The 26384-nt window shown below is 36.9% G+C and carries 23 protein-coding genes and 1 pseudogene; 3 read left to right on the top strand and 21 right to left on the bottom strand.

Annotated elements, in window-relative coordinates:
* Positions 1-155 precede the first annotated feature (155 nt).
* Positions 156-401 carry a cytoplasmic protein gene (locus ABH961_RS00670; protein ID WP_098079718.1) on the bottom strand — a complete coding sequence of 82 codons (246 nt, stop codon included), beginning with the start codon at positions 399-401 and terminating at the stop codon, positions 156-158.
* Positions 402-670: 269 nt separating this feature from the next.
* On the opposite strand from ABH961_RS00670, the gene helD reads away from it, so the two are divergent.
* Positions 671-3007: an RNA polymerase recycling motor HelD gene (helD, locus tag ABH961_RS00665; protein ID WP_098079720.1), complete on the top strand. Its 2337-nt coding sequence runs from the start codon at positions 671-673 to the stop codon at positions 3005-3007.
* 97 nt (positions 3008-3104) lie between these two features.
* On the opposite strand, the pseudogene ABH961_RS00660 reads toward helD, so the two are convergent.
* The 5 genes and pseudogenes from ABH961_RS00660 to ABH961_RS00640 form a co-directional block, all read right to left on the bottom strand.
* Positions 3105-3938 (bottom strand): annotated as a pseudogene (locus ABH961_RS00660) (Rpn family recombination-promoting nuclease/putative transposase); the annotation flags it as partial.
* Between the two features lie 29 nt (positions 3939-3967).
* Complete coding sequence (locus ABH961_RS00655) at positions 3968-5239, bottom strand: FtsW/RodA/SpoVE family cell cycle protein (RefSeq protein ID WP_098079722.1); 1272 nt, start codon at positions 5237-5239, stop codon at positions 3968-3970.
* A 7-nt stretch (positions 5240-5246) separates the two neighbouring features.
* A complete protein-coding gene (locus ABH961_RS00650; protein ID WP_098079724.1) occupies positions 5247-5654 on the bottom strand; it encodes a PadR family transcriptional regulator in 408 nt (135 codons plus the stop codon).
* Positions 5655-5658: 4 nt separating this feature from the next.
* Positions 5659-6192 carry a sigma-70 family RNA polymerase sigma factor gene (locus ABH961_RS00645; RefSeq protein WP_098079726.1) on the bottom strand — a complete coding sequence of 178 codons (534 nt, stop codon included), beginning with the start codon at positions 6190-6192 and terminating at the stop codon, positions 5659-5661.
* 278 nt (positions 6193-6470) lie between these two features.
* Complete coding sequence (locus ABH961_RS00640; RefSeq protein ID WP_098079728.1) at positions 6471-6881, bottom strand: DUF2283 domain-containing protein; 411 nt, start codon at positions 6879-6881, stop codon at positions 6471-6473.
* Between the two features lie 138 nt (positions 6882-7019).
* Between ABH961_RS00640 and ABH961_RS00635 the strand changes: the two genes are divergently transcribed.
* Positions 7020-7184, top strand: coding sequence for a hypothetical protein (locus ABH961_RS00635; RefSeq protein WP_000561154.1), 165 nt, complete (start codon positions 7020-7022; stop codon positions 7182-7184).
* Positions 7185-7381: 197 nt separating this feature from the next.
* On the opposite strand, the gene glpD is transcribed toward ABH961_RS00635, so the two are convergent.
* The 11 genes from glpD to ABH961_RS00580 all read right to left on the bottom strand — a co-directional run bounded on the left by glpD (position 7382) and on the right by ABH961_RS00580 (position 17993).
* Positions 7382-9064: an aerobic glycerol-3-phosphate dehydrogenase gene (gene glpD / locus ABH961_RS00630; protein WP_000672824.1), complete on the bottom strand. Its 1683-nt coding sequence runs from the start codon at positions 9062-9064 to the stop codon at positions 7382-7384.
* Between the two features lie 133 nt (positions 9065-9197).
* A complete protein-coding gene (gene glpK, locus ABH961_RS00625) occupies positions 9198-10688 on the bottom strand; it encodes a glycerol kinase GlpK (protein WP_000760000.1) in 1491 nt (496 codons plus the stop codon).
* A gap of 12 nt (positions 10689-10700) precedes the next feature.
* A complete protein-coding gene (gene glpF, locus ABH961_RS00620; RefSeq protein ID WP_001272205.1) occupies positions 10701-11522 on the bottom strand; it encodes a glycerol uptake facilitator protein GlpF in 822 nt (273 codons plus the stop codon).
* 228 nt (positions 11523-11750) lie between these two features.
* Entirely contained in the window at positions 11751-12311 is a 561-nt protein-coding gene (glpP, locus tag ABH961_RS00615; RefSeq protein ID WP_000394296.1) for a glycerol uptake operon antiterminator GlpP, read from the bottom strand.
* A 78-nt stretch (positions 12312-12389) separates the two neighbouring features.
* Positions 12390-12839, bottom strand: coding sequence for a helix-turn-helix domain-containing protein (locus ABH961_RS00610; RefSeq protein ID WP_098079730.1), 450 nt, complete (start codon positions 12837-12839; stop codon positions 12390-12392).
* A gap of 343 nt (positions 12840-13182) precedes the next feature.
* Positions 13183-13383 (bottom strand): sporulation YhaL family protein, encoded by a 201-nt coding sequence (locus ABH961_RS00605; protein WP_000449229.1) that lies wholly within the window; start codon positions 13381-13383, stop codon positions 13183-13185.
* A gap of 76 nt (positions 13384-13459) precedes the next feature.
* Positions 13460-14332 (bottom strand): alpha/beta fold hydrolase, encoded by an 873-nt coding sequence (locus tag ABH961_RS00600; protein WP_141497637.1) that lies wholly within the window; start codon positions 14330-14332, stop codon positions 13460-13462.
* A 230-nt stretch (positions 14333-14562) separates the two neighbouring features.
* The gene (locus ABH961_RS00595) at positions 14563-14694 is read right to left on the bottom strand and encodes a hypothetical protein (protein WP_080492516.1); all 132 of its coding nucleotides are present in this window, start codon (positions 14692-14694) and stop codon (positions 14563-14565) included.
* A complete protein-coding gene (locus tag ABH961_RS00590) occupies positions 14691-15803 on the bottom strand; it encodes a response regulator aspartate phosphatase (protein WP_098079735.1) in 1113 nt (370 codons plus the stop codon). Before ABH961_RS00590 ends, ABH961_RS00595 begins: the two co-directional genes overlap by 4 nt.
* A gap of 223 nt (positions 15804-16026) precedes the next feature.
* The gene (locus ABH961_RS00585) at positions 16027-17004 is read right to left on the bottom strand and encodes a ring-cleaving dioxygenase (protein WP_098079737.1); all 978 of its coding nucleotides are present in this window, start codon (positions 17002-17004) and stop codon (positions 16027-16029) included.
* A gap of 44 nt (positions 17005-17048) precedes the next feature.
* Entirely contained in the window at positions 17049-17993 is a 945-nt protein-coding gene (locus ABH961_RS00580; RefSeq protein WP_098079739.1) for a ring-cleaving dioxygenase, read from the bottom strand.
* Positions 17994-18421: 428 nt separating this feature from the next.
* Here ABH961_RS00580 and ABH961_RS00575 point away from each other — a divergent pair, with 428 nt between their 5' ends.
* Positions 18422-18934, top strand: coding sequence for a hypothetical protein (locus tag ABH961_RS00575; RefSeq protein WP_076535881.1), 513 nt, complete (start codon positions 18422-18424; stop codon positions 18932-18934).
* Between the two features lie 270 nt (positions 18935-19204).
* On the opposite strand, the gene ABH961_RS00570 is transcribed toward ABH961_RS00575, so the two are convergent.
* From ABH961_RS00570 to ABH961_RS00555, 4 genes are all read right to left on the bottom strand, one after another.
* Positions 19205-20632 carry a serine hydrolase domain-containing protein gene (locus ABH961_RS00570; RefSeq protein ID WP_098079741.1) on the bottom strand — a complete coding sequence of 476 codons (1428 nt, stop codon included), beginning with the start codon at positions 20630-20632 and terminating at the stop codon, positions 19205-19207.
* A 413-nt stretch (positions 20633-21045) separates the two neighbouring features.
* A complete protein-coding gene (gene yhaM, locus ABH961_RS00565) occupies positions 21046-21990 on the bottom strand; it encodes a 3'-5' exoribonuclease YhaM (protein ID WP_064473804.1) in 945 nt (314 codons plus the stop codon).
* 41 nt (positions 21991-22031) lie between these two features.
* The gene (locus ABH961_RS00560) at positions 22032-24956 is read right to left on the bottom strand and encodes an ATP-binding protein (protein ID WP_098079742.1); all 2925 of its coding nucleotides are present in this window, start codon (positions 24954-24956) and stop codon (positions 22032-22034) included.
* Positions 24953-26194 (bottom strand): metallophosphoesterase family protein, encoded by a 1242-nt coding sequence (locus tag ABH961_RS00555; protein WP_048545406.1) that lies wholly within the window; start codon positions 26192-26194, stop codon positions 24953-24955. Before ABH961_RS00555 ends, ABH961_RS00560 begins: the two co-directional genes overlap by 4 nt.
* Positions 26195-26384: the final 190 nt, after the last annotated feature.

Genomic DNA, 26384 nt, shown 5'->3' with positions numbered 1-26384 from the left:
TACGTGCAGATTCGGTAAATGAAATTATATAATTACTTCCCCGATTCTCCAAAAAAGATAACGTCTTTTTTCGTTTTATGGATCGTGTAAAATCTTAGTTACTTATATATTTACATAATCTTCGTTAACAAAAATTGATTTTGTCATTCATTTAACTAAAACCATTTTTTATGCATTTCATTTAAAAATGTTTCTGTAATTTTAAATCCAGAACTTTCTCCGATAATAGAGTCAATCCCACAATGCGGACAAACTGCTGTGTTATCATCATCCCACCACTCTGTAATTTTGTCTGGATTGAAAATTTCCAAACAATAAAAACAACCACATACAACATCTTTTTCTAAATGATTTCTATTACGAGAACAAAAACGATGCGCTTCCTCAAAATGTTTTTCCATCAGTATCCCCCTATTCCTGACTTTCTTTACTTAGATTCTCCTCAACAAAATTGCAATTCTTTCTTAAAGAAAAGCAAAAAACCTTGATTTCATCACACACGGAACCAAGGTTTATCTTATTATCATTGATTAAATTAAAAAACTATGTTAAATTAGTACAGAAACACGTTTTCAAAAATATAAGGAACGTATTTATCCGTATCTTAATTGTACACCAAAACATATCTTCAGTCAACCTCTATTTTTCACTTTTAAAGGAGTGCTTACATATGAACAAAAAACTTGATCAAGAGCAAAAACGATTGGATACCGTAATTGAAACGATTACGGAGCAAATTGATAAACTGGAGAATGAAACTGGCAGACGCCGGGCAGAAGTAATCCATATTCGTAAACACTTTTGGGATGACGTGAAAGTGAATACCGATACTTTCGATGATTACCTTGAAACAGTTATCAACTTAAGACAACAAGCTCAGTCACTAGCTGTCACACAAATTACCCATAAGCACACCTTTAATCGACTTGCCGCATTAAGACGTATGCATAAAGCACCTTATTTCGGACGAATTGATTTCAAAGAAGAAGGAGAATCTGCTGCGGATCAAATTTATATCGGCGTAGCTACACTTACTGATGCAAGCGGAGAAAACTTTCTTATATATGACTGGCGCGCACCTATTTCGAGTGTGTACTACGATTATCCACCAGGGCCAGCTGAATACAGTACACCAGGCGGCGTAATTCACGGTAATGTGGAGAAAAAATTACAATACATTATTCAAAATGGCGAGATTGATTCTATGTTCGATACGAGCCTTACAATTGGCGATGAAATTTTGCAACAAGCGCTCGGAAAAGGTACGAACAAACATATGCAAAGCATCGTCGCTACAATTCAGCGCGAGCAAAATGAAATTATCCGTCACGATGAAGGCCGACTACTTATCGTGCAAGGAGCTGCTGGTAGCGGGAAAACGTCAGCTGCATTGCAACGAATCGCCTACTTACTATATAAATATCGTGAATGGTTAAAAGCAGATCAAATTATTCTCTTCTCCCCTAACTCTATGTTCAATAGCTACGTTTCTAACGTACTACCTGAACTCGGCGAAGAAAATATGCAGCAAGTTACATTCCAAGAATATTTAAACCATAGACTCAGTAAGGCATTCGACGTTGAAGACCCTTATGAACAATTAGAATATATGTTAACTGAAACGAATAGCCCTACCTATAAAACGAGAAATGCTAGCATTCGCTTTAAAGCATCTACTCAATTTTTCGAAATGATTAGAGCGTACAGACAATCTCTTGAATCTTCAGGTATGCTATTTAGAGGAATGAAATTTAGAGGAAAGTTAATTGTTTCTGCTAAAGAAATTACAGAACAATTTTATAATACGGACTCCTCCCTCCGCTTCCATAATCGAATTGAAAAGTTAACGGATTGGCTAAATAAACAAATAGATGCAATTGAAAAAACAGAACTGAAAAAGCCTTGGGTAGAAGAAGAAATTGAATTACTTAGTAAAGATGAATACCAAAAGGCTTATAAATATTTACAGAAAAAAGGCGAGTTCGAAGACAACTCCTTTCATGATTATGAGAAAGAAACGAAAGTACTTGGACGTATGATTGTCCGTAAAAAATTGAAGCCACTTCGTAAAGGCGTTCAAACATTGCGCTTCATCAATTTCACAGGCATATATAAACAACTCTTCACAGATGCATCATGGGTTACTGGGGAAAAACCGAAAGAGTGGGATGACATTTGCTCATTAACAGTAAACATGCTTGATGAAGGAAAGCTATATTATGAGGATGCGACTCCATTTTTACTTTTAAAAGAATTAATTGAAGGCTTCCAAACGAACAGATCGATTAAACACGTACTCGTAGACGAAGCGCAAGATTACTCGCCGTTTCAGTTTGAGTTTTTAAAACGCCTCTTCCCTGCTGCAAGAATGACTGTACTCGGGGACTTTAACCAAGCGATATTTGCCCATGCGAGTGAAGCAGTGAATTTCAATACACTTACTAGCTTATACGGACCAGATGAAACGAACGGTATCAACTTAACTCGTAGCTATCGCTCAACAAAACCGATTATTGAATTTACACGTGCTCTCGTACCGGAAGGAGAGAACATTCACGCCTTTGAACGTGACGGCGAGAAACCTACAGTGACGAAAGTATCAAATGACAGCGAACTGCATGAACATATTACTGCCAAAGTTGCTGAACTACAAAAACAACAGCACAATACGATCGCAATTATATGTAAATCTGCAGCTGAAAGCGCCGCTGCCTACGAAGCACTTAGTCATATCGAGAATATTAAACTTGTGAAAAGTAACTCAGCCGAGTATGAGCAAGGCATTGTCGTGATTCCTGCTTACTTAGCAAAAGGTATCGAATTTGATGCTGTTATTATTTACAATGCTTCTAAAGATGTATACAGCGACGAGAGCGTTCGTAGATTGTTCTACACTGCTTGCACGCGTGCAATGCATGAATTGCAACTTTATAGCGTTGGCGAGGTTAGTCCTTTTATACTTGGGGCTGATGCGGAGAGTTTTGAGCTTATAATGAAAACACCTTGATAATTGAAGTGAGCCCCGAAAACGGGACACATATTAAAACACCTCCCGAATTCGCATATTAAGTATGCAAATTTAATGGAGGTGTTCTTTTTATCATTTAGACTTGTAAAATGCTTCGTATTTCTTCTAAACGTAAATTTGTAAACTTTGCAATATCTTCGATTGTCATTCCATTTTTATGCATTCCACGAATTAATTGAATCTTACCTTCTTCAATCCCCTCTTTCTTTCCTTCATTACGAGCATGAGCGAACTTTGCAGCTTCATCCATCAAAGCTTTCTCTCTTGCCTCATATGCTTGTCGGAAAGAAGAATCTTGACTCATACGCTCCCATTTATTCATCGCTTTTTGTAAAATCGGATCTTGGTTCATCGCAATGTCCTCCAATGTTTGGGTTAGTTGTTCATCCTCGTTTGCCGGAAGTAATAATAACCAACGAACAAACAAATCTTCCCAAGGATTTACTTGTTCATTCCGCCACTGTTGCATAAGTTTCGAAATCTCTACAATGTGAACTTCGATATCACTACTCAACATTTTATGTTGTTGTCGATTCCATAAAACTCCTGTTGTGTGGAATGCCTCGTATTCAGGAAACATAACGAAATTTAACAAATTGATTGTAATTGTTTTATGAAGAGAGCTGTATGGCATTCCCTTTTGAAGTTGAGATGTGTATAGCCTTCCCCAATAATATAAACTACGTTTAATCATATCATGATTATTATTGAGTTGTATTTCTACATTGACTTTTGTTCCTGTGTCTAATGTAGCTGAAATATCTAAGATAGATAACTTATCTTCTTCATGTTCCCTGTGTAAATGTGGATCTGCAAATTGTAACGAAACAATGGGTGATTCTAAAGAATCCTGTAACATCGCATTTAAAAAAGCAATTAAAATATCTTCATTTCCACTTGTGCCAAATAATGAATTTCATATACAACTTATAATAAGTATCAAGGTGTTTTTCTCATTCTAAACGACATATCTTTACGTCGATATACACTCAGCACAATCCCCATTATAAGCGCATGAAATACAGTCGGCGTTAATCCGTAGCTAATAAAAGGTAAGGATATAGCAGCATGCGGCAATAATCCTAGTATCATTCCAACATTATAAATGAACTGGAATACAAAAAGAGTCACTCCACCAACAAGTAGCAATTTACCATACCGATCATTTATTTTATAAGATATGACTACTAATCTTGCTGCAAAAAGAGAAAGAACGAAGACAAGAATGAGCGCAAGCCAATACCCATAATAGTAAGTCAAACTTGCAAACACAAAATCAGTATCCGCAGCAGGGATGAACTTTGTATCTCCAGCTGTACCAAACCAACCTGCTGACGACATTACCTCTTTTAAACGTATATACATAAACCCTGCGCCATGTGCATCACGCTCTGGATTTATATACCCTAAAAATCTCTCCAAGTAATATCTTTTTGCTGAGACCATGGAAAAGGATACCTTAATAATAAATAAACAAATGGGTACAACCGTAATAATCAATGCCTTTTTCTTTCCTAACTTACTCCACCAAAGCATAACGAATACCATCGTGATATAAATAAAAATTGTTGAAATATCTGATCCAAATAAAAATAAATACAAAGAAAATAAATATAAAGCCACAAAGTATCTAACTTTCAACCTACTATTATTGAAAAAAGAAGCCCAAGCTAGAAAAAAGAACGGCAATACCATTAAACGACCAATTGCAACGGGACCAATTTTTATTAACGGTTCTCCATTCACGTAAGCACTCGGAAAACAATTTAATATTAACAAAATAAGTGCACCAATTGTATAAAATAGCCATCCTAATCTTTCTAATTTCCGATAATCAGTCAGCATCATAACTACAACTGTTACAATACCGAGAATAACAGATATCACTTTATTCATTAGTAAATCATTCATATATCCAAAAGCTATAACCGGTAAAAACCCTAACCCCATAGCAGCCACTAATAAAATAAGTAAGAACCAATCCACCTTTGGCTTATGCAGTTTATTAAGCTCCTGCCCTAGTTTAATTGGACTTCCCATTTGTTCCACAGCTTTATTTTCAGCAACTTCCTCACTTAAACCTTTTTCTGTCCATGTGTTCTTCGCCTGTTTTAAGTGAAACTCTAGTTCAGTTGCTACAAAGCTCTTTGCTTCTTTTGATTTAATATGATTCGTAACTTCGCTTACAAAACGCTCCCCTTTTTTATTCAATTTCGCCTCACTCCTGTACTAAGCCTTTTAATATAAATTGTACCTTCGTAGCATTTTTTTCTGCCTTTCGCAGCATCTTTCTTCCTTTATCATTTAGTTGATAATATTTCGCTCCTTCATGATCCCAACTTGAGTGGATAAAACGATTCTGTTCTAGACGATGTAATACGGTATATAAAAACCCTTCATTTCCTTCGAATTTTCGAATCCCTCTCCCTCTTAGTAGCTGTGACAATTCGTATCCTGTTTTTTCATTACTGAGGAGTTGTAAAATCGCTAAAGAGATGTCCTCTTCTTTTTCGTTTGACGCATTGATTTTTTCGCGCACCTGCTTTCGATGTTGATCAGAAAAACTCAAATGTTTAAACGTTGTATTCTCCATTGATTTTCGCAGGCCTTTTAATCGATCTTCCATTTGATTATTCCTCCAATCCTTTCTTCAAAAGCTCCTTCGCTTTTTTCAGTCTCGTTTTTATTGTGTTTTCTTTCACGTCTATTACAATAGCAATTTCTTTAATTGGTAGTTCTTCATAATAAAATAGATAAATGACTTCTCGATATTTTATCGGTAAACTCATCACTGCAGAAGCGAGCTCACGGTCCTCCGCATTTTGAATGACAATTTGTTCGACACTATCATTTTGAACCCCAATATAAGCAGATTCATCCTCTGCCACGATCACCTTTTTGTTATACCAACTCTTTATATAGTCCTTACATTGATTAATCGCAATTCTCCATAACCACGTTTTCACATTCGACTTCCCTTTGTATGTATGAAGAGATTTATAACATTTCACAAATATATCTTGCGTTACATCCTCAGCAACCTCTTTATTATTCACATATGAATACACAAGTTGTAAGACTTCTTGTCCATACTTGTTCATGATTTCATCGATAAGGAGTTCCTTATCTTCTATTTCAAACGCTTCTACCGTTAATTCATCCACATCATTTCCTCCTTCCCATATATTAGACGACGCACTGTATGGAAAAGTTTTATAAATTCATAAAAAAATACGGATGGCAATAATATTTTTATAAAACACTTTCCAGCTACTTACATATAATAAACCGAATAGTCGTTATAATACATTTACTTAAAGAGCGCCTCTCTCCCAAGGCGCTCTTTAAGTTTGTGATAAGGATTTTTATAGTCAAGATTCCCCTCAGCTCTAAAGACCGCTAAATGAAAAAGAGAACCCATTTAATCGAGTCCTCCTTCTTCCTAACGCTCACTTAAAGAATCTAATATTTCATGGCCATACAAAGAGGGCTTCATAATATCAAAACCAATAAAGTCTTCATACTGCTTATCTGAAAAATAAAATACAACATTTTGAAATAACACTTTTTGCAAATAATTATCCTGAGAAACTCTAAATGAATATATGTATGCATTATCGTTTGAAGCTTTCTTTATATATATTTTACTCCTATTTGTTAATTCTTTTAATTTATGAGCATTTTCTCCAAAAAGCTCAATCCCCACTATACGATCAAATTGATCTATATCTAAATTTAGTTTTGGATTTTCTTCCAATTCTTCAGTCGATTCAATCTCAATTTCTGAAGTGAATGGAATTACATACAGATATGCCATCTGGATTTCAGCATCATACGTAATTAATTTTTTCATGCTGCACCTCATATCCGTATTCATTTGTCTTGTTCCCTATTTTAAAACATAATACAATTGAAATGTAACTTAATAAGCTATAACTAGTAGGTGTGATAATCATCTCTTCCATTTTGAAAAAAAGGGGGAGGTGATAAAATGATCGCGATGTTTGTAATTAAATTAGTGTATGGTATCCTAACCGGAGCTGGCGTTGTCATCGGTAGAAGATACGTCGGTCCGTGGCTAATTTCTGTATACAAAAAAGCGAGAACCACCCTGCTTCGTGGAAAAGGTAAGGGCGGTTCTCGGCTAAAACGTTAATGTAATTGTCTTATAACCGCACCTACTACCACCACAATAGCAAGTTAGGTTACACAAGGCAGAAGTTTCTCAGGCTTCTGTCTTCTTTATTTTATGCAAAATTCATACTATATACTCTATCATCATTGTAACACATTTTATTTATTTTTAGTCAAGATAAAAACCACCTAAAGGCTCCCCTTCAGGTGGTTTCTATTTTACGCTAATGCAGCTGCTTGTTCTTGTTGATCTACAGGAATGACAGCGTCTGTTAATGCTTTTTCTAATTCTGCTGTGTATTTCATTTGCTCTTCTTTGCTCCAGCCTAGTTTCGCAGCCATGTAGTTGATTACTGCTTCTTTCCACTCGTATACCCAGTGAATGTTGAAGAATACAGCGCCTCTGCGGCGTACGAAGAAGTCAACTGGTTTTGCTGTCATTTCGTAATCCATTGCGTATACAAGTGGGATTAGAACGTCTAGCGGCATGTTGTATTCTTTCGCTTCGTCTTTATGTTTTTTCGCTAAGTCGAACAGTACGTCAACGTTAGAGCCATAGAATTTCGCGAATTCTTCTGCTTGTGCTTTCGTTAAACCAGATTTCGTACCTTCGTCTGCTTTTTTCGCAACGAATGCTGGGAATCCGTGTGAACCACTTACATGTCCACCAGAGATTGGCATATGTTTCGTGTCGCTCTTCGGATATGCACTATGACCCTCTTTTTGTAGTAAGTTCGTTACGTAGTCTACTACCATTTCAGCCATTTTACGGTATCCTGTTAATTTACCACCAGCGATTGTAATTAAACCAGATTCAGAAGTCCAAATTTCATCTTTACGAGAAATTTCAGATGCATTCTTACCTTCTTCATAAATTAACGGACGTACACCAGCCCAGCTTGACTCCACATCTTTTTCTGTAATTTTCACACTTGGGAACATGTAGTTAATCGCATTAATGATATATGTGCGATCTTCTGTTGTCATGTGCGGTACAGCTGCGTCTTTATCATAGAACGTATCTGTTGTACCTACGTATGTTTTTCCGCCGCGAGGAATCGCGAACACCATACGTTTATCTGGTGTATCGAAGTAAATAGCTTGCCCTAATGGGAAACGTTTTTGGTCAATTACTAAATGCACACCTTTTGATAACTGAAGTACTTTCCCTTTTTTCGAGTTATCTTTTTCACGAAGTGTATCTACCCAAGGGCCAGCTGCGTTTACAATTTTCTTACCGTACACTTCATATACTTCGCCATCTAGTAAATCGATTACACGTACACCGCATACTTTTCCATCTTTATATAAGAAACTGTCTACTTTTGCGTAGTTAACAGCTTTCGCACCGTGTTCAATCGCTTCTTTCATTACTTCAATTGTAAGACGCGCATCGTCTGTACGATATTCTACGTAGTAACCGCCGCCTTTTAATCCTTCTTTTTTTACAAGAGGCTCTTTGTTTAATGTTTCTTCACGGTTAAACATTTTTCTGCGCTCGCTTCGTTTTACGCCTGCTAAGAAGTCATATACACGAAGACCAATTGATGTACTGAATGATCCGAACGTACCGCCTGTATGGAACGGAAGTAACATCCACTCTGGTGTTGTTACATGGGGACCGTTCTCATATACGATCGCACGCTCTTTCCCCACCTCTGCTACCATTTTCACTTCAAGTTGTTTTAAATAACGTAGACCACCGTGTACAAGCTTCGTTGAACGACTTGATGTACCTGCTGCAAAGTCCTGCATTTCAAACACAATTGTTGATAACCCGCGTGTTGCTCCATCTAATGCAATACCAGAACCAGTAATACCTCCACCAATTACGATCACATCTAACTCTTGTTTATTTACTCCGTTTAATACGTCTTTACGTTGTTTACTTGAAAATTTCATGGTAATTCCTCCCTTTGATAACGAAAAAAGAGACCACGAACTCCGCTATAGATTTCGCCTCTATAGCGTGTTGTGGTCTCTCCAAATCTCCTACCGAATTATTAACTTGTCACCATTATAACACTGTTTATGATTATTTGAAAGCTTTTGTTGCTTCAATCGCTTTTTTCCATCCAGCATATAGCTCTTCGCTTGTTTCCGCTTCCATCGTTGGTTCAAAGCGTTTGTCCATATGCCACTGTTCTTTAATTTCATCTTGGTTTTTCCAATATCCAACCGCAAGACCAGCTAAGTATGCTGCACCTAAAGCTGTCGTTTCATTGATTACTGGACGCTCTACAGGAACATCTAAAATATCACTTTGGAACTTCATTAAGAAGTTATTTTTAACTGCTCCGCCATCAACGCGTAATGTTTTCAGTTCAATACCTGAATCTGCTTCCATTGCACATAATACATCTTTCGTTTGGTACGCTAAAGATTCTAGTGTTGCACGAATGAAATGCTCTTTCGTCGTACCGCGCGTTACACCAAACATAGCGCCGCGTACTTCACTATCCCAGTATGGTGTACCTAATCCTACGAATGCTGGTACAACGTATACACCGTCAGTTGATTCAACGCGAGAAGCATATACTTCACTCTCACTTGCATCTTTAAACATGCGCATTCCGTCACGTAACCATTGAATTGCAGAACCTGCTACGAAAATACTTCCTTCTAATGCATAGTTTACTTTACCATCTATACCCCATGCAATTGTTGTTAATAGACCATGCTCAGAAGCTACTGCTTTTTCACCTGTGTTCATTAACATGAAGCAACCAGTTCCGTAAGTGTTCTTCGCCATACCTTCACCGAAACAAGCTTGTCCAAATAATGCTGCTTGTTGGTCACCAGCTACACCTGCGATCGGTACATTTTGACCGAAGAAGTGATAATCAATTGTTTCGCCATATATTTCAGATGATGGACGTACTTCTGGAAGCATGCTCTTTGGCACTGTTAACATGTCTAGAAGCTCATCATCCCACTGTAAGTCGTGAATGTTAAACATTAATGTACGTGATGCATTTGAGTAATCCGTTACGTGCGCTTTACCGCCAGACAATTTCCATACAAGCCACGTATCAATCGTTCCGAATAATAGATCGCCGTTTTCTGCTTTTTCTCTTGCACCTTCAACATTATCTAAAATCCATTTTACTTTCGTACCAGAGAAGTATGCGTCAATTAAAAGACCTGTTTTTTCGCGAACCATTTCGCTATAACCTTTTTCTTTTAGCTCATCACAAATTTCAACTGTTTGACGAGATTGCCATACGATTGCGTTGTAAATTGGTTTTCCAGTCGTTTTATCCCATACAACCGCTGTTTCACGTTGGTTCGTAATACCGATACCAGCGATTTGTTCTGGTTTTACATCTGCTTCACTTAAGCAAGTTGCGATAACTGCTAAAATAGATCCCCAAATTTCTTGTGCGTTATGCTCTACCCAGCCTGGCTTTGGAAAATGTTGTGTAAACTCTTTTTGAGCTGAATGAACAATTTCACCTTTTTTATTGAAAAGAATTGCGCGTGAGCTAGTTGTTCCTTGGTCTAAAGAAAGAATATATTTTTTCATAATGGTTTCCCCCTATGCTACTTTTCTACTATTTGTATTGCTTTCACTTTTTTTACTTGTCATATAAGAGATTGCTAGTACAATCACAGTTGCAATAATCACATAAATAAGTGCTGCATTTTGTTTTCCTTCGAATACAACTTGATGGAATAATCCTGCAAGTGATCCACCTAGAATTGGACCAACTACTGGAATCCATGCATACTTCCAGTTCGAACCGCCTTTTCCTGCAATCGGAAGGAAGAAGTGTGCGATACGCGGACCTAAATCACGAGCTGGGTTAATCGCGTATCCTGTCGTTCCACCTAATGATAAACCAATACTTACAATTAAGAAACCTACGATAAATGGATTTAATCCATCTGCAAATTTATTTGCTCCAATTGCTAATATACCAAATACTAAAACGAATGTTCCAATCATTTCACTTAAAAGGTTTGTAAATGTGTTCGGAATTGCTGGGCCTGTTGCAAATACACCTAATTTTGTTCCTGGATCTTCTGTTTCTTTCCAGTGTGGTAAGTAATGTAAATATACAAGAACTGCCCCGATAATTGCCCCAATCATTTGTGCTGCGATATAACCTGGTACGTCACTCCATGGGAACGCTCCCTTAAATGCTAATCCTATCGTTAAAGCCGGATTCAAATGTGCCCCACTAATTGATCCAACTGCATACGCTGCCATAGCAACTGCTAAGCCCCAGCCCATTGTAATAACAATCCAACCAGAATCTTTCGCAAACGATTTCTTTAAACTTACACCAGCGCAAACGCCGCCACCAAGTAAGATTAACAACGCAGTCCCTACTAACTCTCCTAAAAATGCTGACATAGTATCCCTCCACAATCAATTTAAATGCGTTCAAATGTGATAGAGGTAAAATGAATGGCCATTCGTTTTTGTCAAAAGAAAAAGACCCACAGCTTTGCACGCTTCTATATAAATTTATATAGAAACAATGAAATGTGGATCTCTTCTTTTCTCCGTCACGTTTATTAACTTGTCTATAATGTTAACCTTTCATGAAAGCGGTGTCAACAGAATTTTTTCACATTTTCGTCACTTTTTTTGGTAATGTTTCCATAGTTCTTTTTTTGATGTCGTAATTGCTGTCGCACCAGCACTTAAAGCTCTTTCAACATCTTGCACAGTACGAATGAAACCACCCGCTAAAATCGGGACACCAGTACGCTCTTTCACTTCAGCAATCACATCCGTTAGCGCACCAGGGAGCACCTCTATATAATCCGGCTTCGTCTTTTCTAGCAAATTACAGCTCTTTTCCATCGCGCTAGAATCAATTAAAAAGATGCGTTGAATTGAGACGACACCCTTTTGCTTCGCCTTCATAATCACGCTCGCCTTTGTCGACAGTAACCCGTACGGTTTATATTCTTGGCATAAAAACTCCGTCGCATGCCCATCACTTTGTAATCCATGGATTAAATCAACATGTAAAAACACCTTTTTACTATGCTGCTTCGCAAGTGACACAACACTCTTCAATTGACCAACATGAATATCTAAAATAACAATATACTCATATGAACTATGTAATAGCTTTTCCAAATCTTTAATTTGCCTCACTGCCGGCAAAATCTTCTGTTCATGAAATTCCATTCTATATCCCCTTCCTGTCTATTCTTTATAGTACACAATTTGAGTGGAAAGAACAGCTAGTGAAGGGGATTTCTTTCATTATCTATATATTTTCTTTAACTTATCAGAAGCCGTTCCACCTATAACCATTAATATGAGAGGTAAAAAATTCATTACATACGGTGCATCTGCTACAAGTGTAATGCTCGCTCCGGCAAACTTATTTAGCATCCATACAACGATTTTTGTAATAAATAAAAATACACCCATCATAAATAAACTATCGAAAAACACCTTCCATTTTGGATATGCTAACTGTTTACTATCGTTAATTACTTTTTGCGTCAACTCTTCATCACTCCTTAGCAACTCATCAATCGTAATACCGAACAGATCACTTAAATGAATAATAATTTCAATGCTCGGATAGTTCTTTCCCGTCTCCCATTTTGAAACAGACTGCCTACTTACATGAATTTTTTCAGCCAAATCATGTTGCGACCAATTTCGTTTTTCTCGTTCTTCTTTTAAACGTTCACTAAAAATCATACTGTGTTTATCACCTCTCTCCGTCTAGTATGGTCAAATAACGGATGAAGAGTAAAGCGAGTTGTCGTTGCGTAGGTGGTGCAACTTGTGCGTTACAGGTTGTAATGGGGCTATGTAGTGTGTCGATTTCATATATTTTTCTTCTATAATAATTTCCCGAACAATAATTGCGCTCCTTAACATTGTCGTTTCGTGTCGATAAGTCGATATCCCATGTCGAATCGTCGATATATTGAAAAAATCGTTGATATATTCCAAGTTGTGTTCGATATATTTGAAAAATCGTCGATATATTTCAGGAAATAAAAAAGTGGATAACAATACGTTATCCACTCTTCTCTAATTATAATAAAACCGAATCCTTATCACTATCCTGATTCCGCTTCTCTCGCTCTTCTTCTAAACGCTTCATATACACTTCGCCTTCTTTTTCGATAAACTCATTATCCATCTCTTGCTCTTTTTTTGAAGTATATAAAACCATGTAGCCACTTAATACGATCCCGACGATTACAAGATACACCCACCATGGTAAAGTTTCCACTGTACTTCATTCCTTTCCTTAGACAAGCCTTATTAGTTTCACTGTATGAGGAAAGAAGTGGATTTATGCTTAAATTTTATTGTGGATTCTTCGCGAAGAACGCTTGTACATATTCCATAAACTCTATTGGTTCCTGGCGAAACGGTGCGTGGTATCCTTTCTCAATGATATGGAACGTACTATCCGTAAATAGCTGATGATACAGTTCACCATTTTTCCAAGAAACGCTCTTATCGTGTCGTCCCCATATAATTAAAGTCGGCACCTTAATTTTGTCTGCTTCCATCGCAATGCGGCGCTCTCTCATTTTCGTAAGCTGATCATAATGTTCTTTATCGTCGCGACTATTTTTCACCGCACTTTTATTATAATCCGTAATCTCTGTTACAGTTTGTAAGTCTGTCGATAATGGCGGCACTTCATAACTTTCTTTTTGCTGGAAAGACTCTATCCCTGTAGAATCCGCTAAAATGAGATGCGTTACTGCATCCGGATATAAATACGCTAAATTTAGAGACATCTCTCCGCCCATCGAATGACCAAGTACTGCAAATTGATCGTATCCGAGTTTTTTCATTAACTTATAATATAAATTCACTTGCGCAGGAAACGAATACTGAAAATCAACTGGCTTAGAAGAACGTCCAAACCCTAAAATATCAACCGCTATAATCGTGTGATCTCGTACAAGTTCCGGATAAATATCATTAAATCCATCAGATGAACCACCAAACCCGTGAAGCATAAGTAAAGGCGGTTTTCCCTCACCAATTTGCTTAAAATAAATCGTCTGTCCATCAATCTGCGCCATACTCTCTTTCGTATGCAGCTTCATCATAACAGTATCTTTCACTTCTTCAACCTTCGCAATCGGCTTATCAACGAAGTTACATACGATAAGCAAAACAAGCACAATACCACTAATCAAATAAAACTTAAACCGTTTCAACATTCCCGTCTCCTTTCTCTTGTTGCTATTTAAAGTTTTTACATTATTTGGTTGTTTTATAATAAATTTTAATTGTAACTACTTTAGTTACAATTATATCAAAAAAATATTACTCACTTCTATTAGTGATGGTTGTTTTGTAACCATTATAGTTACACATTTAAAGTAAGTCAATTCTTTTATAACTAAAAAGAAAAAAGAGACCTCATTGTGAGATCCCTTTTTCTCTTTTAGCCACCATAATCCCCATGTTCAGCTTTCATTAGTGTTGGACTTTTTTGATGATCTGTTGAACTATACACCCCTAAAGTCAGTGTAAATACTGTTACAATCCCTAACAATTTGATTACTATTTTTTTCATTTTAAAGCCCCCTTATCAAAAAGTTTTTCCCTTGCTTTTTTACTAAAATAAAAATACTTACTTGCCTTTTCCCAAAGGTTTTCTTCATAAAATTTCACTGCTAATTTTTCCTGATACTCCTGAGTATAATCATATAACTCTTCTCTTTCAAAATACGTAATTCCTCTAAGAATAATACCCTCTAATTCTTCCGCTTTTACACCTTGATTTAATGCATTTAAAATTTCATAATGGTGTTGATAGCCTTCAATTTTCGAATCTCTACAAATCTTCAATCCTTTTTCTATAAGCTTATTTGCAATCTCATGCTCTTTTAACTTGTAATGCTCTTTTGCTTTTACATAAAGAGCTTTATAATGTTGAGGAGATTTTTCTACTACTTCAGTAAGATAACGAATTGCCAATGCAGATAAATTTTGCGTAGAATACATCCATCCTAAATTATGACGAACCATAATAATAAATTTTTCTTCACCAATTTTTTGGAATTGATCCATAGCAGCTGTGAAATGCTCTTCAGCTAATTCCCATTCCTTTAAGTTCATACAGGCTAAGCCTAAAATATTATCACAAAAAGCTACATTTAATTCATATCCATCATGATTTGAATACATATCCTTTGCCTTCGTTGCATGTTTAATAGATACCAAAGCTTGTTGTATATCATAATGAAATGTAGCTAACTTATAATAAAATTCAGCCTTTTCTAATTGATCAGGAACATACTTCAAAAAACTTTCAGCCTTTTCATAATGTTCTTTAGCCAGATGAAAATTTCCTAACTCACTAACATGTATTGCTTTAAAAAAGTGATAATAATAAGTTAAAAAATTATCTGTTGGTTGATCAAACGAATCTATCTTGTTAAAACTCTCTTGAGATAAGCCTAGATTATCTATTAAATAGTTATATCGAAATTCTAGCAAATAATAATAAAGTAATAGATTTTGGTCCTGCAAACCTTCTCCAGTCTCTTTTTTTAGTTTAGTAAATTTAAAATCAAGTTCTTGTTTTAGACGTTCTGCATTACTTATACGTCTTGATCTAATCTCTAGATACCATTCATTCAATAGCTGCGTCAGTTTTTCGTTTGTAGTAGATGTAATCATGAAACCCCTCCTAATCATCTGTTATGTACTCTTCTATAAATAATAACAGAAAATTCAAACATACATTTTGATCATCCTACAAATAAATATTTCTCCATAATTAACTGACAATTCATTAATTATTTTATAAAGATTATCCACTTTGATAATTACCCAAATAAAAAAACAAGCAGTTCCAGCACTCCGCTAAAACTACTTGCTCTCCTACCTATTCTCTCTATTGTTACTCTTTAATAAATTCCTTCGTGCTTCTTACTGTATCAATTGGACGAACTAATTTTTCAATTTCTTCACGTTTTGGCTCTAGGAACGGAGGTAATGATAATTTTTCACCAAGTGTTTCGTATGGCTCATCTCCCATAAATCCTGGACCGTCTGTTGCAAATTCAAATAAAATTTGCGGTGCTACTCTTGCATATAATGACTCGAAGAAGTGACGATCTACATATCCAGATGACGGAAGGCCAACGCTACCGATTCTCTCAATCCATTCTTCTAATACAGCGCGGTCTTCTACGCGGAATGCAGCATGGTGCACTGTACCAAATCCTTGTTGTGCTTCAGGAAGAACCGTATTATGTTCTACAATGACAGAAGCACCGTTTCCGCCTTCGTTTACTTCAAATAAATAGAATTCTCCTTCTTGCGCAATCTCTTTAAATAATAGAACTTTTTCTAACACTTCTTTAAAGAAACTAAAGTTTGCAATACGGATGAATACAGGGCCTAAGCCAGTAATCGCATATTCTAATGGAACTGGACCATTTTGCCACGGTGTACCTGATTCTATCCCGTTATCAAGTTCATCTGAGATTAATTGATAGTGTTGATCGTCAAAGTCAACGAAAGAAAGAGTTTTCTTACCAAATTGCTCTTTAATGCCTGTATGCTCCACTTCAAGACGATCAAAGCGTTTCACCCAATACGTTAATGCTTCATCAGTTGGAACGCGGAATGAAGTTTTTGAAATTTCATTTGTACCGTGTACTCCTTTTGGAATACCTGGGAAATCAAAGAATGTCATATCTGTTCCTGCACTACCTTTATCATCTGCGAAGAATAAATGGTACGTTTGAATATCATCTTGGTTTACTGTTTTTTTAACTAAACGCATTCCTAAAACGTGAGTGAAAAACTCATAGTTCTTTTCTGCACTACTTGTAATTGCTGTAACGTGGTGAATTCCTTTTAATTGGTTCATTTTATATTCCTCCAGTTGTTTTTAAAGTTTTATTTTTTCTTCTATTATTTCTCTTCAATAGGTGCTAATTTCGCTTCAATTTCTGCTCGCTTTTCTTCTAAGAACGGCGGTAAATCAAGTTTTTCTCCTAAATGCTCTACATCTCCATCAACTGTAAATCCTGGTCCATCTGTCGCAATTTCAAATAGGATTCCATTTGATTCGCGGAAGTATAAGCTTTTAAAGTAGAAACGGTCGATAATTCCAGAAGAATGGAAACCTTTTTGTATCACCTGTTCTTCCCAATAAGCTAGCTCTGCATCGTTTTTTACACGAATTGCTAAATGGTGAATGCTACCGCGGCCCGGTTTTTCAGTAGGACCATCTAAATATTTCACAACGATTTCTCCAAAGGCTTCTCCTTTAATAGACTGGAAAATCGCTTCTTCATCGCTTCGGCTAACTTCTGTATAACCAAATATGTCTGTTAGTGTACTCGCCAGTTTATCAAGTCTACGCACTGTCATTTCCACTGAACCCATTCCTTGAATTTGATGTTCAGCAGGAACTTCTGATTTCTCCCACGTCTCCCAGTGCTCCACTTTTTCTCCGTTTGAAACGATTAGCACGAGGCGAAGACCTTCAGCATCCTCAAATTGCAAAGCAGGACGATTTGCATATGTTGTTATTTCGCTATGTTTCACACCAAATTTCTCAAATCTTTCTTTCCAGTAATGTAAGCTTTCCTCTGAAGGAACGAGTAATCCGATTCGCGTAATTGCATTCGTACCACGGTATGTTTTTCCTACTAAAGGCATTTCAAAAAATGATAGTTCCGTACCTGGGCTTCCTGTTCTATCTCCGTAAAATAAGTGATACATCGATGGATCATCTTGGTTTACCGTCATTTTCACACGACGTAAACCAAGTACGTTTTTATAAAAATGATTATTCTCACTTCCGTTTTTTGTAACCATTGAAATGTGATGATGCCCTTTAATTTCATACATTGATAATTCCTCCGTTTCATTTTACTAGTCAAGTGATATCTAAAAAATAATATGCTTCTTAGCTTTTCAATTTATTCTCATTATGTTTTTGTAAATTCATCTTAGTTTTTACTGAATAAGTTACTTCGTTTTTTTAATCGAAAGCAAGTGAGTGTATGTTTTTCATATGACTCAATCGCTTTCGTTACTATCACTTTACAACTCAAGTGATTAAAAAGCAAGTAATTTATCTCGAATTCGAGATATTTTTTTATTGGATAACATTTTGAACTGGAGAATGATAAAGTGAAGGCTAATAATCAGTGGGGTTTTACTGTCCATTAACGCGGGATAAAGTATTCATACGAAGAGTAGACAACTTCTCCCCTTTAAAAAGGTTTATTACATGGTGAAAAGGAATGTTATCTATAAAAGAAAGGGGTTAATTTATGAATAAAAATATATCATTACTGACCTTATCATTATTCCTATATCTATCCGCTTGTTCGACTGAGACAAACACTGGTAGTACATCTACTACTGAACAACCAAAAGTAAAAACTGCCTCAATACAACAAGAGGAAAATCGTAAACCTATTTTCTTTCAAGGCAAGGAAATAAAGAAAATTGAGCTTATATCCACTAAGGTAAAAAATACAAAAGCAGTTATAAATCTAGAGTTTGATCAAATTATTAAATCCATGGAACATACAGGAATAGATAAGGATCGAGAAAGAGTTATTCCTCTTTTGCTAGATGATGAGGCTAAAGCAAATATTGATTATCAAATGAATGTAAATTACCAAGATCATTCCAATGAAACATATTTAATTTGGCTAGAGGATAAAAAAGTTATAATTGCTCGTCAAGATAATGAAGAACAAAAAAATCTAGAACATTACATAATAAGGGATACAGATGCTCAACAAATATTAAGTTTATTTAAGAACAATGTAGAATAACAATAAGCTGCCCATATGGACAGCTTATTGTATTTTTTCTGAACTGCTGGCGGTACTCAATTAAAAAGTTGATATGCTCCCATTCTAGTGGCAAGATATGTTTTATTTGTTCTTCGTTACGCCCATGCGTACTTCTTAACTATTTTATTTTATTTTTAATAAAGTGAAACTTTAATCAGTAGGGGTTTTCTTCACCCCCCACTGATTATCAGCCCTCACCAATCGGACTTTAATGACTTAACATTATGCTTATCTTAGGAGCGAGGTATTTTATCGGTGAGTGTATACAAACCATGTAATGCTTGCTGTTAATAATGCTGACGAAATCAAAGCTGTAAGAACACTATATGTTTGCCACATAAGTATTGTTGACCAATCGAAAGCACAGCACAGTATAACCAGGGCAATCGTAGCGGTCAGGAAAATAACTGTTACGGTTATTCTCTTTTTTGTCATTGGCTGCCGCTCATTCGTTCTCCTTCTGCGTAATCCTAAGAGAAATAGCAAAACAGCCAATAGGAAAAGAATAATTGTGATAGACGACAAAATGATATCCAAAAGCTGTGTGCCGCTTATTTCATATGACTGAGTTAGATTGCCTTCTAATATATCTTTAACTTTTAGTACCATGTTTGTATTGGTATTTGCACCGTTGCTCAGCAAGGAGACGGCTGTTCGTTCATTTAGCAGTATGGCTACTTCGGTTCTGAAATTTGGATTGCCCCCAGTGTGTTCTATAATCGTTTGTTCGGCGTTTACGGACCAGCCTGCCGCATAATACATACCGTTGACAGCCGAAACAGACATATCACCCCTATGTGATTTTTCGATAACCGTGTGAAATATTTCGGGTATGTCCTGCACGATACCCATCTGTATGCCCATCCAACGCGCCATATCTTTTGTATTAGAAATGATGTAGCCTGCGGGTTTATTCCCAGCATAATCCGGAGCTTTAAATGGAGTTGTCATAAAAAAGGAAGAACGGTAGCCCTGTGCCAACTGTCCAGTGGCTTGAGCATCTTCTTTATAAGCATACGTCTGGTGAAGACCTAACGGCTGAAATACCTGTTCCTTCATAAAGTCTTCATAGCTTTGTCGCGACACAATCTCAATAATCAAACCCAATACGTCATAATTAACGGTTCCATAGTTATACTGTTCACCGGGAGGGAACGCCAATTCAGCATCCACGAGCATTTCCACAGTCTTTTGCAACATATCCGGTGTATTGCCTTGTGGAATATTTTGAGTATGCCTAATATTTGTTAGACCACTGGTATGGTGAAGAAAGTTATTTAGTGTAAGACTTTGCATATCAACAGGTTTCCCTTGATACTTTAACGTAAACCAAGGTAAATATTTTTGGACAGGGTCAGTCATTGAGAGCAGCCCTTGCTCTTCCAACAGCATAATACCCATACCGGTAAAAGCTTTACTGACCGAGGCTAACTCATAGAGTGTATTTTCACTTGCAGACAACCCATTTTCACGGTCTGCATACCCTGAAGAAAAGTAGAACACTTCATCATCAGCAAGTATTGAGATTGACATTCCCGGCACACCTGATATACGACAGGCATCATCTAGCAACGCTTGTATTGCCGCAGATTGCGAATCTGACAACGCATAACTTTGTGTTGCAAATCCTGAGAATAATATAAATATCGTTAATACAAAAACAATAATCTTTTTCATAAACCCTCCTTTTTGGAAAATTATAAGAGAATAATATAAAGTGAACCTATAATCAGCCCTCACCAATCGGACGTTTACGGGCAGCCCGACCCCCACCTAACTTCTTTGCTCCAGCCAAATTTTGAGGTGGGAGTTTTACTGCCCGTTAATGTCGGATAAATAACCTCCTTTTACAACTACGAAACTAAATTTTAATATATCTTTCTATTCACCTGTATAATATCAAATAATTACGAATAGTTACACTTGAACGGACAGATGGATGTAATTTGAAACAACTTTAAAGAGCCTTGCTACGTAGAATGTAGTAAGGCTCTTAGCTTTTAATAATCAAAATTCAATAACTTTATTATCATTATACAACAGCCCCACTAAGCTTATTAACACTTAATGAGGCCACTTTATTCACACTATTAATTATGGAACGTCGGTTTATAGAACGAACGATTATCAAGAGCAAAGACACGCTCTGTGTATTCACCTGGTTTTGTGCGTCCTAATGCGCGGTCCATCATGTTCATTTTTGCATCTAAGTTATCGATGTAGTGCAGAATTTCTGCTTCTTTTACTAATGGTGGTTTTGGGCTACCCCATTCTGCTTTTCCGTGGTGAGAAAGCACGATGTGTTGAAGAATTAATACTTCTTCTGCATCGATGTTCAGCTCATCTGCCGCTTTACCAATTTCGTTCACCATAATAGAAATGTGGCCTAGTAAATTTCCTTCTAACGTGTACGTCGTAGAAATTGGGCCAGATAATTCGATTACTTTACCAAGGTCGTGTAAAATAACGCCTGCATATAGTAAGTCTTTATCTAACGATGGGTATAAAGCCGCAATAGCTTTCGCTAAATCAAGCATCGATACGACGTGATAAGCTAGTCCAGATACGAACTCGTGATGGTTCTTTGTCGCTGCTGGATATTCTAAAAATTCGTTTTGATGCTTATTTAACAAATGTCTTGTCAGACGCTGAATGTTCGGGTTTCTCATTTCAAATATGTATTGCGTAATTTTTTCAACCATATCTTCTTTTTTCACTGGTGCTTTTTCTACGAAATCCGAGATATCTGTTACTTCATTTTCATTCGCAACACGGATTTGTTTCACACGTAATTGAATACGTCCTTTGTAGTTTAAAATGTCACCAGCTACTTTAACGATTGTTTCTGCTACATATTGTTTCTCAACTTCTGGCGATACGTCCCATAGCTTCGCTTCAATATCTCCACTTGGATCTTGTAAGATTACTGTTAAAAATGGTTTCCCATTGCTTGCTAAACCTTTTGTCGCTGTTTTAATTAACAAGAAAACATCGACTTGTTCACCAACTTCATATTCTGCAATTTTCTTTTTCATTCGAATTCCTCCACCATATCAATTACTTTTAGTATAGCACACTACAACTCATTTTCTTTACGCTTACGCACTAATTTTATAATCTGTTTTTCTGTAAAATACGTTAGTAAATGCGCATGACATGTAAAGAAGATGACTTGTCTATCTTTCGCAATTTCCTTTATTAGTTCAATCGTACGATTCGTCCTTACCGCATCAAAATGTACAAAACTATCATCAATAATAAATGGATAATCATGCTCAAACGTTTTCGCTAACGCAAATCGTAACGATAAATATAACTGCTCTGCTGTCGCTTGACTTAGTTCATGACTGTAAAAACGCATACCGTCATTACGCTCAACAATGAACGGTTCTGCCTCTGACGGTGAAAAGATTTTACTATATCGTCCGCCTGTTAAATAGACGAAATACTCTTCTGATTTTTGTAAAATACGAGGAAGATGTACTTCATGATAATATTGCTTCGTTTTCGTTAATACTGTCTTTGCGGCCGCATAAGCAGCCCACTTCTTCACTTGTTCACGCACTTGCGCTTTTTTCATTTCCCATTCGTGCAGTAAATCACCGTACGTACTACCTTCTTCTAAATTCGCGATTTCCATACGATGTTTCGCAATACGCTCTGTCAGTTCTTTCTCTTTCATAAGACAATTTTGCGCAGCTGTCATTTCTTGCTTTAATTTTTCATCATAACCGTCAGCCTCATAATGTTCAGCTAATGATAAACTCGTTAAACGTTGTTCTAACAGATCAATTTGCGGTAATAAACGCCCGATTTGCTGCTCAGCATCTTCACGTTTTTCTGCCAGTTTACCTGCTTTTAAAAACATCTCTTCATCTGTAGAATGTGCGATATGCCATAAACTATCTCGTTCTACTAACAGTTGTTTTAATTGCTCTTGCATGAACTCATATTCTTCTTGCCATTCAGCTAATTTCTCTTTTCGCTGCTTACAAGTTTGTCGCTTCTCTTTCTCATTTTGCATACGGCTTTGTGCCTCGTGCAGTTTACTATACTCCGCACTACCGATAACAGTTTCTAGTTTATGTTCAAATTGCGAAATCATTTCATATAATGAAGATTTCCGCTCACTTTGTTTCTCTAACTCGCGATATAATTGCTGCATTTTTTCCATACGCTCAAACGCCGGCAATATGTGTGCATACGTATAAAATTCAGGGAACATATAGCGCACTTTATACACATTTACTTGTTCGCTAATGCGGAACGTTTCTCTCTCCCATTCCTCATACGATGAAACGACTTTATCATAAGCTCGCTCTATTTGCTGTAACTTATACGACTCACGCTCAAATAATTTACGTATCTCTTCATCTTTTTCTAATTGATAACGAACTGACATTGCTTCTTCACTTTGTCTCCCACCAGCACTTTGCTGAAGAGTAAGAAGCTCTTCTTGTAATCCACTTGACGGATCTTTATATAAAACGAGGGCAAGAACAATCCCTACAAAAATAATAACACTAATAAATAAGAGTAGGCGGTTGTCTATAAATAAGCTTGTGAATAAAACGACTGTGTTAATAAGAAGTAACAGAAGACAAACTCTTTGCCACTGTTTTTTCTTTTGCACTGCCGCTCCTGCCTTCTCTTCATACTTGCGCTTCATTCTCTCTGCGCTCATACTGATAAACGCCGCATCTTGGAATGACTTTTCTTTCTCAACTAGCGTATTTCGTTCTTCATCCGCTAACATTTGTTGCTTAACCTGTTTTATGTTTCCTTCTTGTTCTTCTAATTGCTCCTGCGCTACTTTAAAACGCTCATCAAGCTGTGTTTTTTGCGTTTCTAGTTCGCGCGCCTTTTGCACCGTTTGCGTAATTAACTCTTTCGTTGCCAAACTCATATCAAACGAAAGGACTGTTTCTTTTTCAAAAGTAGCACCGATTTGTTGCTCTAGTTCTGCCAGTTCTTCTTTTATATTCGTAATTGTTCCTATCATGTCACGCATTTCTTGGCGTGCATTTTCATAAGACATATGCTGCATACGAAGTTCTTCTACATAACTTTCTTTTTGTAAAAACTCTTCATCTATTTGAATCGATTCAATTTCCGTTTGCACAGTCTCTATTTTCTTATGGAGTGAATCCACTTGTAATTGAAGCGGCTCCATCTTCGCCTTAATCGCTTCATAGCGTGCCATCCCGTTTACAGGAAACTGCCCGCTCTCGTTTTCTAACACTTTCTCATGCGCACGCTTTTCAATAACGAGAGGCTCTAGCACTGCTAATATTTCATAATCTTGCTTTCGCTTTTCTGCACTCTCTTTTTCCGCACGAACAGAAGCAAGTTTCTCTTCACTTTCTTTTAACTGCTCCACTTGCTTTTCATACGTGCCAATTTTCCCTTGCCACTCTTTCATCTTCTCTTCAAGCTTCTTCATTTCTTGCAGTGACACGTTAATTTCAGGTTTACGCCCGCTCGGCTTAAAGCGCTGATCCATTTCCTTTTCTAGCTTTTTATCTAGTTGTAATAACGCATCGCTTCCGACTGCGCTTGCTGAAAATAAATAATTTCCGATATCCGTTTCGCCGAGCTGATGAATATTTTGAAGGCCGTGCATATCAAATGAAAAGACAGATTCAAATAAACTTTCATTCATCCCGCTTAATATATCGTTTAAAATTTCTTCGCCGCCCGTTTTCCCGTCTTCAAAGTAAACGGTCACCTCGCCAGCTGCCGTCTTTGGCAACCGTTCAATTTTCAAACGGCCGTACTTCTCTGTTTGCACAGTCATCGCACCGCCATACTTGCCGCCTTCTTTCGGCTCATAACGGCGCTGTCCTCTCGTCGGAAAACCGAATAAAATACTTTTCATAAATGAGCGAATTGTCGATTTTCCCGCTTCATTTTCACCGTATAACACTGTCAGCATTGATAGATCCATTTCCACATTTTCTAATTTTCCGTACCCATAAATATGGAGTTTTTCAATTCTCATTTCTTATCCCTCTCTTGCTGGAATAATTGCTCTAAAATAATATTTTCTGCTTCCTTTTGAATCTCTTTCTTCTCTTCTTCTGTAAAAGATTCAATACTATTACGCGCTACAGGAGATGTCCAAATACTGCGCAATACGCCGTCCATATTGGTGAAAGCTTCTAACTCTTTTAGCACACTACCGACGAAATGATTTTCCTCTTTCAAACGCTCGATTTCCGCAAAAGAAACCGTCTCATTTTTCCACTTCATCGCATATACAAAGTCTTTTCGCTCTTCGCCAGCTGCTAAAATATGAAAGATCTCTTCCACACGCTTTTCATCACGTAAATAAGGAGAAAGTGGGCCTTGTCCTGTAAATACGACAGTAAGTAGCGTCCCTTCCTCTTCTCTTCGGCACTCATTCATCGCATTCGATGCGCTCGTCATAAGTTCATCAACAGTTTCAAGTCCATCAATATTCACTTCTATCTCATCCCACACAACATCCGCCGTATGGAAAAATGAACAGTGCGACCCTTGTTTCGTGAGTTCAATCAGGTATGCACCCTTCTCTCCTGTTTCCTTACGATGACGTCCTTGTATATTACCTGGATAAATAATGCACGGCTCTTCTGATAAAATTTCACGTTTATGTATATGACCAAGAGCCCAATAATCAAACTGCTTTTCTTTCAGCTCACGAATTTGAAACGGTGCATAGCGATTATGCTCTGCATCCCCTTCCACACTTCCGTGAAGCATGCCAATATGAAAAGGCGCATCACTCATTTTCGTATACTGCGCTGTCATATTATCCGTTACCGCTTGCTGCAAATAACTAAAACCGTAAATAGAAGCTAACAACTCACCATTTTTATAAAATGATTTCTCTTCTACGTAAGGCTCCGTAAACACGTGAACATTTTCCGGAAACTCAATTGCTGCCCAGCTTCCCCCTAAATGATCGTGGTTACCGTGAATAATAAAAACAGGGATATCGTACTGCGAAAGTCTCTTCATTTGCTCGCGCACAAACACTTGCGCTCTCAAACTTCTCGTCTCCGCATCATACAAATCCCCGGCTAGTAATACGAAATCAACGCGCTCTTGAATCGCTTTATCAACAATACGCTCAAACGATTCAAACGTACTTTGCTTCATTCTTTCCCAAACAGACTGCGGTACATTCATCTCCATTCCTTTAAACGGACTATCCAAATGCAAATCAGCCGCATGTATAAACTTCACTTGTTTCACAAATAACGATCCTTTCTATCTTTCAAAAGTTTCATTTTATCAATATTAAAATTGCTGAAAACTTTAATAAGTAGGCATGAATAGACTCCCCACTAGTTAAAGTTTCACCTTATTGTAACACGCAATGTCATATATTTCTTTGCATATTCTAGTGATTTATGCCAAAATAGTTATAAGATTCTGATTTTTA

The organism is Bacillus sp. RC251 (assembly GCF_044908765.1).
Lineage (GTDB): Bacteria > Bacillota > Bacilli > Bacillales > Bacillaceae_G > Bacillus_A > Bacillus_A wiedmannii.
The sequence above is the reverse complement of the archived record's forward strand: the minus strand, read 5'-3'. Positions and strand labels throughout refer to the sequence as shown.

What these genes read in the sequence shown, in the direction of transcription:
- ABH961_RS00595 (WP_080492516.1), bottom strand. Translation starts at nt 14,694, where the DNA reads ATGAAAAAAATAGTAATCAAATTGTTAGGGATTGTAACAGTATTTACA.
- ABH961_RS00575 (WP_076535881.1), top strand. Translation starts at nt 18,422, where the DNA reads ATGAATAAAAATATATCATTACTGACCTTATCATTATTCCTATATCTA.
- glpD (WP_000672824.1), bottom strand. Translation starts at nt 9,064, where the DNA reads ATGAAATTTTCAAGTAAACAACGTAAAGACGTATTAAACGGAGTAAAT.
- ABH961_RS00610 (WP_098079730.1), bottom strand. Translation starts at nt 12,839, where the DNA reads ATGATTTTTAGTGAACGTTTAAAAGAAGAACGAGAAAAACGAAATTGG.
- ABH961_RS00585 (WP_098079737.1), bottom strand. Translation starts at nt 17,004, where the DNA reads ATGAACCAATTAAAAGGAATTCACCACGTTACAGCAATTACAAGTAGT.
- ABH961_RS00570 (WP_098079741.1), bottom strand. Translation starts at nt 20,632, where the DNA reads ATGAAAAAGATTATTGTTTTTGTATTAACGATATTTATATTATTCTCA.
- helD (WP_098079720.1), top strand. Translation starts at nt 671, where the DNA reads ATGAACAAAAAACTTGATCAAGAGCAAAAACGATTGGATACCGTAATT.
- glpP (WP_000394296.1), bottom strand. Translation starts at nt 12,311, where the DNA reads ATGGAATTTCATGAACAGAAGATTTTGCCGGCAGTGAGGCAAATTAAA.
- ABH961_RS00590 (WP_098079735.1), bottom strand. Translation starts at nt 15,803, where the DNA reads ATGATTACATCTACTACAAACGAAAAACTGACGCAGCTATTGAATGAA.
- ABH961_RS00560 (WP_098079742.1), bottom strand. Translation starts at nt 24,956, where the DNA reads ATGAGAATTGAAAAACTCCATATTTATGGGTACGGAAAATTAGAAAAT.
- glpK (WP_000760000.1), bottom strand. Translation starts at nt 10,688, where the DNA reads ATGAAAAAATATATTCTTTCTTTAGACCAAGGAACAACTAGCTCACGC.
- ABH961_RS00635 (WP_000561154.1), top strand. Translation starts at nt 7,020, where the DNA reads ATGATCGCGATGTTTGTAATTAAATTAGTGTATGGTATCCTAACCGGA.
- ABH961_RS00580 (WP_098079739.1), bottom strand. Translation starts at nt 17,993, where the DNA reads ATGTATGAAATTAAAGGGCATCATCACATTTCAATGGTTACAAAAAAC.
- ABH961_RS00640 (WP_098079728.1), bottom strand. Translation starts at nt 6,881, where the DNA reads ATGAAAAAATTAATTACGTATGATGCTGAAATCCAGATGGCATATCTG.
- ABH961_RS00650 (WP_098079724.1), bottom strand. Translation starts at nt 5,654, where the DNA reads ATGGAAGATCGATTAAAAGGCCTGCGAAAATCAATGGAGAATACAACG.
- yhaM (WP_064473804.1), bottom strand. Translation starts at nt 21,990, where the DNA reads ATGAAAAAGAAAATTGCAGAATATGAAGTTGGTGAACAAGTCGATGTT.
- ABH961_RS00670 (WP_098079718.1), bottom strand. Translation starts at nt 401, where the DNA reads ATGGAAAAACATTTTGAGGAAGCGCATCGTTTTTGTTCTCGTAATAGA.
- glpF (WP_001272205.1), bottom strand. Translation starts at nt 11,522, where the DNA reads ATGTCAGCATTTTTAGGAGAGTTAGTAGGGACTGCGTTGTTAATCTTA.